Source organism: Clostridiaceae bacterium (genome assembly GCA_012840395.1).
Lineage (GTDB): Bacteria > Bacillota > Clostridia > Acetivibrionales > DULL01 > DULL01.
Genome location: DULL01000002.1, coordinates 24,899 through 36,755, shown reverse-complemented (window position 1 = coordinate 36,755; position 11,857 = coordinate 24,899). Strand labels below are relative to the sequence as shown.

General features: G+C 36.2%; 11 protein-coding genes. 7 read left to right on the top strand and 4 right to left on the bottom strand.

The genetic code is table 11. The features are described 5' to 3' along the window. On the bottom strand, positions 1–505 hold a 505-nt coding region (locus GXX20_00305), incomplete at its 3' end, for a manganese catalase family protein (GenBank protein HHW30111.1). 300 nt (positions 506–805) lie between these two features. On the opposite strand from GXX20_00305, the gene GXX20_00300 reads away from it, so the two are divergent. Beyond that, complete coding sequence (locus tag GXX20_00300; GenBank protein ID HHW30110.1) at positions 806–1,057, top strand: hypothetical protein; 252 nt, start codon at positions 806–808, stop codon at positions 1,055–1,057. 258 nt (positions 1,058–1,315) lie between these two features. On the opposite strand, the gene GXX20_00295 is transcribed toward GXX20_00300, so the two are convergent. Continuing rightward, complete coding sequence (locus tag GXX20_00295) at positions 1,316–1,876, bottom strand: helix-turn-helix domain-containing protein (protein HHW30109.1); 561 nt, start codon at positions 1,874–1,876, stop codon at positions 1,316–1,318. A gap of 157 nt (positions 1,877–2,033) precedes the next feature. Here GXX20_00295 and tdh point away from each other — a divergent pair, with 157 nt between their 5' ends. After that, positions 2,034–3,065, top strand: a complete 1,032-nt coding sequence (tdh, locus tag GXX20_00290) for an L-threonine 3-dehydrogenase (GenBank protein ID HHW30108.1) — start codon at positions 2,034–2,036, stop codon at positions 3,063–3,065. 112 nt (positions 3,066–3,177) lie between these two features. Continuing rightward, a complete protein-coding gene (locus GXX20_00285; GenBank protein HHW30107.1) occupies positions 3,178–4,359 on the top strand; it encodes a glycine C-acetyltransferase in 1,182 nt (393 codons plus the stop codon). 135 nt (positions 4,360–4,494) lie between these two features. Here the strand turns inward: GXX20_00285 and GXX20_00280 are convergent, their stop codons facing one another. Continuing rightward, positions 4,495–5,532: an SIS domain-containing protein gene (locus tag GXX20_00280; GenBank protein HHW30106.1), complete on the bottom strand. Its 1,038-nt coding sequence runs from the start codon at positions 5,530–5,532 to the stop codon at positions 4,495–4,497. A gap of 125 nt (positions 5,533–5,657) precedes the next feature. After that, a complete protein-coding gene (locus GXX20_00275) occupies positions 5,658–7,031 on the bottom strand; it encodes an ATP-binding protein (GenBank protein HHW30105.1) in 1,374 nt (457 codons plus the stop codon). Between the two features lie 281 nt (positions 7,032–7,312). Between GXX20_00275 and GXX20_00270 the strand changes: the two genes are divergently transcribed. From GXX20_00270 to GXX20_00255, 4 genes are all read left to right on the top strand, one after another. Beyond that, complete coding sequence (locus tag GXX20_00270; GenBank protein HHW30104.1) at positions 7,313–8,200, top strand: hypothetical protein; 888 nt, start codon at positions 7,313–7,315, stop codon at positions 8,198–8,200. Further along, a complete protein-coding gene (locus GXX20_00265) occupies positions 8,184–8,816 on the top strand; it encodes a J domain-containing protein (protein ID HHW30103.1) in 633 nt (210 codons plus the stop codon). The genes GXX20_00270 and GXX20_00265 overlap by 17 nt, the downstream gene beginning before the upstream one ends. Then, entirely contained in the window at positions 8,803–9,312 is a 510-nt protein-coding gene (locus GXX20_00260; protein HHW30102.1) for a hypothetical protein, read from the top strand. The genes GXX20_00265 and GXX20_00260 overlap by 14 nt, the downstream gene beginning before the upstream one ends. Before the next feature lie 155 nt (positions 9,313–9,467). Next, complete coding sequence (locus GXX20_00255) at positions 9,468–11,855, top strand: endonuclease MutS2 (GenBank protein ID HHW30101.1); 2,388 nt, start codon at positions 9,468–9,470, stop codon at positions 11,853–11,855. Positions 11,856–11,857 lie beyond the last annotated feature (2 nt).

The following is an 11,857-nucleotide window of genomic DNA, read 5'->3' as shown; positions in this document are numbered from 1 at the left end:
GGGCTTCTTCACGGTTTAGTAAAAAGTCGATTGTATCCCTTACGCCTTTATCGTTGATTTGCCTATAGAGATATTCGTAAACAACTTTTGCTCTCTGCTCTGCTGCGATATTGGACAATATGTCGGCCGCAAGGTCACCAGTCTCATTTATATAGGCAGCAGTCCATAAATAGCCTGATGCATTGCTTAAAAAAGGGGTAAGTCCTGTTAATACATGTGCTTCTACATTACCAATTGTTGCATTCTTTGCATCAGGTACATGACCGTTCAGTAAATTTATGGTAGTAGCAACCATTTCCATATGGCTTAATTCCTCAGAAGCAATGTCAAGAAATAAATCCTTAATTTCGGGGTCTTTTATACGAAAACTCTGAGAAAGGTATTGAAGTGCTGCTTTTAATTCTCCCTGAGGCCCACCAAGTTGTTCTTGCATCATAGCTGCATAATTTGCGTTTGGTGCATCTACTCTAACTTCATGCAGAAGGTTCTTATCATGTTTAAACATATTTACCAACTCCTTTGTGAATTCTTTATTTTTATTAGCTTTAGCATATATATATATAAAATATTCATTTATTAATTGTTATTGCTTTATTAACCTTAGTGCTATCCTTCCTTTGTTTATTATTACAATGTTAAATATTTATTTGATTATAAAAATGATTTTTTCTACAATAGAAAATAGAGGAATTTTTGTAGATAATAGAAAAATTTTCTGCTATAGAGTTTTAAGGAGAAAAGGATGAAATTTGCAGAGAATTTAAAGAATTTATTAATTTATTAGCTATGTGTAACCTGCTTATGTATGATGATACCAGCCTTTGCAACCGGGCTTGATATTTCGCCTTATGCAGAAGGTTTAAATGTTTTGGGTATTGTGCGGGGAACAGGAAATGGTTTCGAGCTCCATGGGGTGCCGACACGGTCGGAGATTCTAGTGATGATCATCCGGTTGTTGGGAAAAGAACAGCAAGCTCTTGAAAACTCATATCCTCATACTTTTGAAGATACGAAATGGGAAGAACCCTATGTATCATTCACTCCTTGCTCTTTATAGGTGCCTTAAGAGATAATGATCTAAACAAAACGCATTCAAGGAATCCCTTTAGGAGTACTGTATTTTGAAAACAATTATATTACCGGAGTATTTAAATATTGTAAAGAGCTATATTAAGAATATTTATGATAAATTGGGAGTAAACAGGCAAGTTCAGGTTGTAGCTAAAGCAAGAGAGCTTAATTATTGAAGTGAAATTTATTGAACTGAGGAAAACAATGAAAAGAAATGTATCAGAACTGCTATTATTTTAAATTTTCATTTGGGAAACCATACAACGAGATAGGCTTCCGAAACATTGTTTGAAATGTTCTCAATGGAATGTTCTCTGTCGCCTCTGTAACGGGCAGTGTCACCCTTGTTCAATATAGTTGAATGTTCACCTGAAGTAACTTTTAACTGTCCTGTAATTACAGTTAAAAACTCCACTGCATTCGGGTAATGAGGAAGAGAACGGTTCACCCCTCCGGGCTTAAATGTAAAATAATATAATTCCAGATTATCAGCCATGTAAATAGGAGAATTAATTCTTATAGTACATAATTTATCTTCGGAATAAATAACAGGTGAGTCATCATATCTTATTACATCTATGTTTGAATCAGAACCTGCTTCCATGAGCTCTTGCACTGATAGATTCAGCGAACGGGCGATTTTCCATACAGTAATAACGGTAGGATTTGTCCTTTCCTGTTCTATCTGGGACAACATAGACTTTGATACTCCTGAACGTTTTGCCAGTTCATCAAGAGACATACCCTTTGCTTTTCTTTGATTCATAATATTTTTTCCTACTTTTGGCGGTTGGCCGGAAACCACAAAACCATCTCCCAATACAAATAAAGGTATTGACATATATTACTAGTGGTAATATAATGAACAATAGATACAATATATTAAACAACATAATTTCGCTACTGCTTATTTAGTATAGCATAGGAAATTGTGTTCTGCAAATAAGAAGGTTGTGATTTTGATGAGGTCTATAGTTAAAGAAAAAGAAGACAGAGGAATAAGCCTTATTACTTCAGAAATTCCGGAACCCTCTCAGGATGAAGTTCTGATTAAGGTGAAAATTGCAGGAATCTGTGGAACTGATTTGCATATCTATGAATGGGATGAATGGTCTCAGAAAAGAATTAAGACTCCTTTAATCATAGGACATGAATTTGTTGGAGAAATATGCCAGGTAGGGAAAAATTGTAAAGGTTTGACAGTGGGACAACGAGTGTCTGCAGAAGGGCATATTACCTGTGGGAGATGCAAATATTGCAAAACAGGTTTTGGTCATGTTTGCAAGGATGTTGAAATAATTGGAGTTGACAGAAATGGTTGTTTTGCAGAATACATTACAGTTCCTGCAGATAATGTGTGGCCTGTACATGATTCAATACCTGACGAGTATGCAGCTTTATTTGATCCACTGGGAAATGCCATGCACACTGTAATGGCTCAGGATGTTTCTTCTAAAACCGTTTTGATAACTGGAGCAGGTTCCATAGGTTTATTTGCGATACCAATAGCATTAATTAACGGTGCTTCAAAAGTTATTGTAATTGAACCTTCACAGTATAAAAAGGATATAGCTCTGAAACTGGGGGCTGATGCGGTATTTGATCCATGGGAAGGTGATCTGAAAGAAAAGATTATTGACTTAACAGATGGATTAGGACCAGATGTGCTTCTTGAAATGAGCGGAAATAAAAGTGCAATTAATCTTGGCCTTGAGGTTTTGTCAAATGGAGGAAATGCAAGCTTTCTGGGGATACCTGCAGGAGATATATTAGTTAATTTTGCAGACAGTATTATTTTTAAAGGTATTACAATTCACGGAATAACCGGAAGAAGAATATTTGAAACTTGGTATCAATGCGACCAGTTCCTTCAGAAGCACGGAAGTGACATTGACCCGGTAATTACACACGTTCTTGACATGGATGAGGTTGAAAAGGGATTTATTATGATGGAAAAGCAGGAAGCGGTGAAAGTATTGCTCAGGATAGGATGATTCATCATATATAATGAGTTAATCGTATATCTTAAGTTAATCATATGTATGTATTTGCTCAGGTATCTGAACTTGATGATAGAAGTTATTTAATGTGAGGAGGGAGGAATCATTGAAAAAACTTTTTTATGAAAATCTTGATTCTACATTAACAGAGCTTAAAAAAACAGGAACATATAAGAAACTTCAGTATCTTACTGAGAAACTGTCTAATAAAACTGCAATAGAAGGATATGGCAGGGTTATAATTCTTTGCTCAAACAATTATCTTGGTCTGACTGATAAACCTGAAATCATCAGAGGAGGAATTGAGGCTTTAGAAAAATACGGTGCAGGTGCCGCAAGTGTACGGTTTATATGTGGTACTTTTGATATACATAGGAAACTCGAAGAAACTGTGGCAGAGTTTCTGTGCAGAGAAGCCGCACTTACATATACTTCCTGCTGGAATGCAAATACTGCAGTTATACCAGCATTATTAGGTCCCGGGGATACGGTGATATCTGATGAACTAAATCATGCAAGCATTATTGATGGTTGCAGGTTGGTGGGGAAGGGAGTTAACAGGTGTACCTATAAACATGCTGACCTTGATTCACTGGAGGAAAGATTGAAGGAAGCCGGAGACAAAGGTACTGCATTGATAGTTACAGATGGGGTATTTTCCATGGAGGGAGATATCGCACCTTTGCCAGGAATAGTAGATCTTGCGGAGAAATATGGTGCTCTTGTTATGGTGGATGATTCCCATGCTACAGGTGTAATAGGAAAGACAGGAAGAGGAACAGAAGAATACTATGGCATGATTGGTAAAGTTGACATAATATCGGGAACTTTCGGTAAAGCTTTGGGAGGTGCAGGAGGAGGATTTATAGCTGCTAAAAAATCTGTTATTGACATGCTTGTTCAGAAATCAAGACCTCACTTATTCTCCAATTCACTTCCGCCAGTAATAGCAGGAATTTCTCTTGCTGCTGTAAATTATTTGAAGGTAAATCCTGAAATAGTTGGTTCATTAAAGAAAAAGACCGAATATATGAGAAAGGCACTTCGTAATGCTGGTTTGTCACCTCTGGAAGGAGACAGTGCTATTATACCTATTATGATAGGTGATACTGCTGAGGCTATAAGGATAGCAGATGCTATGTTGAAAAAAGGTGTATATGCTATTGGATTTGGTTATCCGGTTGTTCCAGAAGGGAAGGCAAGAATTCGTATTCAGGTGTCAGATGTGTTGAGCTATGATGATATAGACTATGCAGTTGAAGTATTAAAGGAATGCTGCAAAATATAAACCTCCAGGAAGCAAGGGGACGGTTCTTCTGCTTCCGTTTTGACGGAAGCAGAAGAACCGTCCCCTTGCTCCTGGTCCCCTTGCTCCTGGTCCCCTTGCTCCTGGTCCCCTTGCTCCTGGTCCCCTTGCTCCTGATTATAAAGTTATGGTTACCTTGCTCAAGCTTCTTGGACTATCTGGGTTTAATCCTTTTGCCAGGGATAGTTTACATGCAAACATCTGGGCAACAGCAGCACAAAGGAATGGCGAAATTAGGTCATTGCTGGTCTCAGGTATTCTGAATGCAGTTGTTCCCATAGAAAGCATTTCGGCGTTATTTGACACAACAACAGTTTCAACTTCTTTATCTTTCAGCTTGAGGGCCATTTCCTGCAAATTCTTAAAGGAAGGACCTTCAGGAGCATAGAGTATGGCAGGGATTTCCCTATCAAGCATTGCTATGGGTCCATGATAGAATTCGGAAGTAGGGAATGCTTTTGCTCTTACATATGTAGTCTCCTGGATTTTAAGAGCTGATTCAAGGGCTATGGGATAGTTGGCACCTCTTGAAAGTACAAAGCACTCATTCATAAAGCGGTATCTCTCAACCCTATTTTCAATAATATCAGCTAATTTAAAAGTCTCAGTTAGTTTTTCAGGTATTTTCTTAAGCTCTTGAATTAATTCATTATCCTTAGCCCATTTTGCAGCCAGTAATGCAAAAGGAAACATCTGTGATGTAAAAGTTTTTGTAGCAGCTACACTTAATTCGGGTTCTGCTTCACAACAGAGATGATATTTAGCTTCCAGAGCCAAGGGAGAATCTGGATAATTCGTTATGCTAATTGTTAAAGCTCCCTGGCGGTTGGCTTCTTTAATGACTTCTAAAGCATCTGCTGCTTTTCCTGACTGGGAGATTGCTATAACCAAACAATTTTCAAAATTCACTTTCTTGCCATAAATTGTTGTAATTGAAGGAGCACCTAAAGAAACCGGTATTCCAACTGTCATTTCCAATGCATATTTGCCGTAGAAAGCAGCATGATTTGAGGTTCCTCTTGCTGCAGTATAAACGCAATGAATATTCCTATTACTTATTTCTTCCAGAATTTGATCGATCTTTGGAGAATTAGAAGCAAAATTTCTTTCAATTGCCGAAGGCTGCTCCATTATTTCTTTCCACATCAATAACATAAAAAAAACTCCCTTCGATTGACAATTATTATTGCTTTTTCTCTTTAATAACTTTTGTTATACTATTATTCTAAGTCCTTGATATTTAGTTGTCAAATTACTGCCTTACTATTCAAATTATTACCTTACTTTTCGGATAATTTGCTTTCCAACCAGTCAATGAACTGACGGGCTGTTCTTGGAGATCTTCCATTATACCATAATTCCCACTTTAAAGCTTCTGTATGAAGATATTCGGTGTCTACATTCAAGCCTCTCTTAACTGCAATACCCTCCACTATTTTGAGATATTTCTTTTTATCTGGAGAGATAAATGATACTGTTATGCCAAAACGGTCAGAAAGCGACAATTTTTCTTGAATAGTATCACCAGCTCTGATTTCGTCTTCCTTTATTCCTGAGTGTAATCCCGCTCTGTCGCTGAACTTCTCCTTAATTAAATGGCGCCGGTTTGAAGTGGCATATATTAAAACATTGGCAGGTTTAATCTCGAGACTACCTTCCAGAACAGCTTTAAGAGCAGTATAGTTTTCTTCATTATCTTCAAAGGCCAGGTCATCAACAAAAAATATAAATTTATGTTTCCTTTTTTCTACTAAATCAATTATTTTTGGAAAATCTATTAGATCTTTTTTTGGAACTTCAATAACCCTGAGACCCATTTTAAAGAATTCATTCAGTATTGCTTTTACAGTAGATGATTTTCCTGTTCCTCTGTCACCGTAAAGAAGAATGTTATTTGCCGGATAATTTCTTAGAAAATGAAGAGTGTTTTCTATTACTATTTGTCTTTCTTCTTCATAGCCTATCAAGTCAGATAAAGTAATCGGATCGGGGGATTCAACACCTTTTAAAAATCCACATGTTCCTGAATGTTCCCATATAAAAGCTTTATATCTGCTAAAAATACCGCAACCCCATTTATTATAAAAATTACATAGTTGCTCCAGGTAAAGATTCCAATTATCATGATTCCACAGCTTTTCTTTCAGGCTATAGAGATCTTCTTCAGAAATATATGACGCTGGTGCATTTTTTATACTTTCAAAGGACATATTCCAAGAAGGAAGATTATTAATAATATTTTTAAATATATTTAAGGTAGGGCAGTTAAGCAGATAATCCTTGATATGCTCTGATGACAACCTGGAAATAGCCTCCAGACAATGCAAATCACTTTTAGCAGCTTCTTTAAGGGCGCTATCTATCATTGAAAACTCTCTTTTTTCTGCCTGAAGGGAAAAAGGATTTTCATTTAAAATAATACTTTCAATTATATAGTTTTTTAGAGAAATAAATCTGTCTGATGTACTAAGATAGTTAAACAACTGGCAGTAATAATGCAATGTTTTTTCAGGATCTAAAGCCTCTGAACCAGTAAAGAAACATTCCAGCAAACAAGAGAGGCTCTCGAAAACCTTATCCTGAAGAAGATTTCTGTATACTGTGAGAGATTTTAGTGCAAACCTGGCTTCTTTTATTATGTCTAGTGAATTCATAAACTACCTCGCTTATGTTTTCTAAATTTTTTATGCTAGTTTAGGTAAAAAATTGTTCATATGTTGTTTTCTTTAATAACGCATATGCCATATAAAAACTGGCAAAATGATTTCAATTATCAATATAATATAGCAATGACAATAAAAATGTAAATATTAATCTAGCAACTTATTGTTAAAGCAGTATATTAATTTTGCCTGTGAAAACTGATATAATAGTTTTGCTAAAAAGATATATTATTTTGCTTAGCTATTCTTGAAAGGGAAACTTTAAAGGGAAGATGTTCGGATATATTCTACCGGAAAAACCGGAGCTGAAAATTAAAGAGTATGAGATATTCAGAGCCTACTACTGTGGTGTTTGCAAATCTATCGGAGACAGGTTTGGGCAAATTACCCGTATCTCACTTAATTATGATTCAGCTTTCCTTGCTCTTCTTTTAGATTCTATCAGCAGGGAAAACGTAAAAATCAGGAAGGAAAAATGTTTTATTCATCCTCTGAAAAAACTTTTTGTTGCAAGAGACTCGGAGGTTATTGATTATGCTTCTGATATTAATATAATTCTTGCATACCATAACCTGAAAGATAACTGGGCAGACGACAAATCTGTTTTGGCAGGCATGGGAGTGCTTTACCTCAAAAGAGCCTATTGTAAATTGTATAAAAAATATCCAAAAAAGTGTGATATAATTGAGAAAAAACTAAACCTTCTTCACAATCTGGAAAAAGTAAAGTGTCCGTCAATTGATGAGGTTGCAGAACCTTTTGCAAAATTAATGGAGGAAGTGACAGCTTATGAGCCTTTTTGTCAGGATGAAAAGCTTGATAAAATATTAAGATGGCTAGGTTATAATCTGGGAAAATGGATATATATTCTTGATGCTTACCATGATATTGACATAGATTATAAGAAGAAAAAATATAATCCATTAATTTACCAGTTTAACTATAAGGGGCAGAATACTGAAGAATTTAAAGAGCAAATTAAAGAGCGTATAAAAATGAATCTCATGTATTGCCTTTCAGAAATATCAAAGGCTTTTGAGCTGCTGGAAAAAGGTAATAATGCCGGTATTTTAGAGAATATTATTTATTTGGGTATGTTGAGAAAGACAGAAAAGATATTGGAAAAAGGGAGTTGTAGAGAATTTGAAAAATCCGTATGAAGTACTGGGAGTAAGAGAGGGAGCCAGCGAGGAAGAAATAAAAAAAGCATACAGAGAATTGGTAAAAAAATATCATCCTGATCAGTATAGAGGTAACCCGTTGGAGAAACTTGCAGAAGAAAAACTTCGCGAAATAAATGAAGCTTATGATTACCTGGCTAAAAACGGATTTTCAAGAGCTGGAAGATACACAGGCAATAGCAGTGATACAAGAAAAAATGGAAGCCAGTATGGTGGAGCAGGTAATGACAGCGGGTTATTTCAGAGGATTAGAATGAATATAAATAACGGAAATATTGGTGCTGCAGAAGAGTTGCTAAGCAGATCATCCATCCGAAATGCAGAGTGGTATTATTTAAAAGGCCTGGTTTTTTTACGTAGAGGTTGGTATGATGAAGCTTATTCCCATATTCAGACTGCAGTAAATATGGATCCTTCTAACTATGAATACAGAGCTGCCCTGAGCCGATTTAATATGGCAGGAGGTCAGTATTGGGATACTGCCTATAGAAAAGGTTATTCACAGGGACCTGATTTTTGCACGATGTGTCAGTGTTTAATTTGTTCCGACTGTTGCTGCGAATGTATGGGAGGAGATCTGATTGGTTGCTGTTAACAGAAAGGCCATTACATTAGGCGGAATATTGGCTGCCATTACAGTCATATTATTATATGTTGAATCTATTACTCCTACTGTAAAATTGTCGTTATATGTTTTAAGTTCATTTTTTTCTGCAGTTATGATTATTGAGGGAGGCTTAAGAAGTGGGTGGATTTTCTACCTGGTAACATCCATTCTGGCCTTTATTATTGTACCGGATAAAATAGGTCTTATTCCATATTTCCTTTTTTTCGGAACATATGGAATTCTAAAATCCTATATAGAGAGAATTGGGAAAATAGTTAGTGAGTACGTTTTGAAAGTTCTTTTCTTCAATATATGCCTGGCACTGGCATTTATAATTATAAGAATTTTCTTTATTGCCCAACTAAATGATTCAATATCTTTATGGTTCATAATCATAGTTATGGAGGTGGTTTTCATAATTTATGATTATGTTTATACCCTCTTTATACAGTATTATGTTGAAAAATTAAAAAAAGTAAGGTAAATATAAGGATAATATATTCAGAAAATTCGGGTAATATTACAGATTATTGCCTATCGTTGCTCCTTTTTTTAATACATGCTATAATTATAAATCAATAAAAATTGAACTTTATAAATAATTTAGTAAAAATATGTAGGTTTGGAGTAATTATATGTATGCATGAAAGAACCTTAAAGGTGTTGGAATTTGACAAGATAATCAGAATATTGGCTAATATGACAACTTCTGTATTGGGAAGGGAGATAGCCGAACAGCTTTTACCAGAAACTGACCAGCACCGTATAAAGGAAATGCTGGATGAAACAGATGATGCAGTAAGCTATATTCTGCGAAAAGGTAATCCTCCATTAGGAGGCATCCATGATATCAGGAGCAGCCTTAAAAGGCTTGAATTAGGCGGAGTGCTAAATCCAGGAGAATTACTTGGAATTGGTGATACTTTAAGGGCCTGCAGAAATTTAAAAGCTTATAACGGTACTGGTGAACGGGATAAGGACTTTAATCCCGACAGCATAATAAATAAACTGATAAGCGGTTTGGTTACTAATAAGCGTTTAGAAGACAGAATTGAGATGTCGATTATAAATGATGAAGAATTATCCGATGAGGCCAGCCCTCTTTTAGGTAATATAAGAAGACAGATAAGGGACAAGCAGAATTCTATAAAGGACAGGTTAAATGAATTAATAAAATCTTCATCATATCAGAAATATTTGCAGGATGCTATTGTCACAGTTAGAGGAGACCGTTATGTTATTCCGGTAAAGCAGGAATTCAGGAATGAAGTTCCCGGAATAGTTCATGATATGTCCTCCAGCGGAGCTACAATTTTTATTGAGCCAATGTCTGTTGTAAATGCAAATAATGATATCAGACAGCTCAGGATTAAAGAACAGGCAGAAATAGAAAGAATACTCAGGGAATTGACCGATGATGTAAGAAATATTACAGATTTGCTTTTATCCAGTGTTCATCTGCTGGCAAGACTGGATTTTATATTTGCCAAGGGAAGGATGAGCCTTGAATATAATTGCGTTTGTCCCAGGCTAAATACTGAAGGACGTATTATTATTAAAAAAGGAAGACACCCGTTGCTGGATAAAAAAACAGTAGTACCTATAAATTTCTGGGTAGGAGATTCTATAAGTACTATTGTTATAACAGGTCCTAATACCGGTGGTAAAACAGTTACATTAAAGACAGTGGGCCTATTTGTGTTAATGACTCAAGCAGGACTTCATGTCCCTGCAAATGATGGCACAGTCATGGGAATTTTCGGGCATGTTTTTGCAGACATTGGAGATGAGCAAAGTATAGAACAAAGTCTTAGTACTTTTTCATCCCACATGACTAATATTGTACAGATACTTGATGAGGCGGATGAAAAATCTCTTGTGCTTTTTGATGAACTTGGAGCAGGGACAGATCCTTCCGAAGGAGCAGCCCTTGCTATGGCAATATTAGAGCATCTTAGGCAGATCAGGGCTACTGTAGTCGCAACTACACATTATAGTGAGCTGAAATTATATGCTATATCAACACCGGGAGTTGAGAATGCTTCCTGTGAGTTTGATGTTCAGACTTTAAGGCCGACTTACAATCTCCTGATAGGAGTACCCGGAAAAAGTAATGCCTTTGCCATTTCCAGAAGGCTGGGACTTTCGGAGGAAATACTCAAAAAGGCCAAAGAATTTTTAAGCAGTGAAAATATTCAGTTTGAAGATATACTTATGTCTATGGAAGAGGATAGGCAGAAAACCCTTGCTGAGAGAATGAAAACCGAGAGTTACAGGATCGAAATAGAAAAATTGAAGGATGAAATGGAAAGGCAAAAGAAGAAATTTGAGGCTGAAAAGGAAAAACTGTTGAGAGAAGCCAGGGAAGAAGCCAAAAAGATTTTAATTTCTGCTAAAGAGCAATCTCAGGAAATTCTTGAGAGATTAAGAAATCTGGAAAGAGAGACCGAGATTGCCAAAAAGAACAAAGAAGCTGAAGAACTGAGACTTAAGCTAAAAAATGAACTTGACAAATTGGACCAGGCCTTGGCAGTTCCATTAATACCCATAGAAGAAAACGCCAAAGCTCCTGAAAATTTGAAACCGGGAGATAGTGTACTAATTCTTCATCTGAATCAGAAAGGGATCGTAATAAGTCCTCCTGATAAAGATGGTGAGGTAATTGTACAGGCAGGTATAATGAAAATCAATGTCCATATTAGTACACTTAAACTTATAGATGAACAAAAGAGCCAGGTTCATAAAGTAGGTTCGGGAAAGATTTCTATGTCAAAAGCCATGGCTGCTGTTACCGAGATAGACCTGAGAGGGACCACAGTGGATGAAGCATGCGAGCTAATAGATAAGTTTCTTGATGATGCAAGTATTGCAGGATTGAAGGAAATAACAATTATACACGGAAAAGGAACTGGTGCGTTAAGAAAGGGAATACACCAGTTTCTGAAAGGACATCCCCATGTTAAATCTTTTAGACTCGGAAGTTATGGAGAAGGAGAAATGGGTGTTACTATAGCAGAGATTAAATAGTC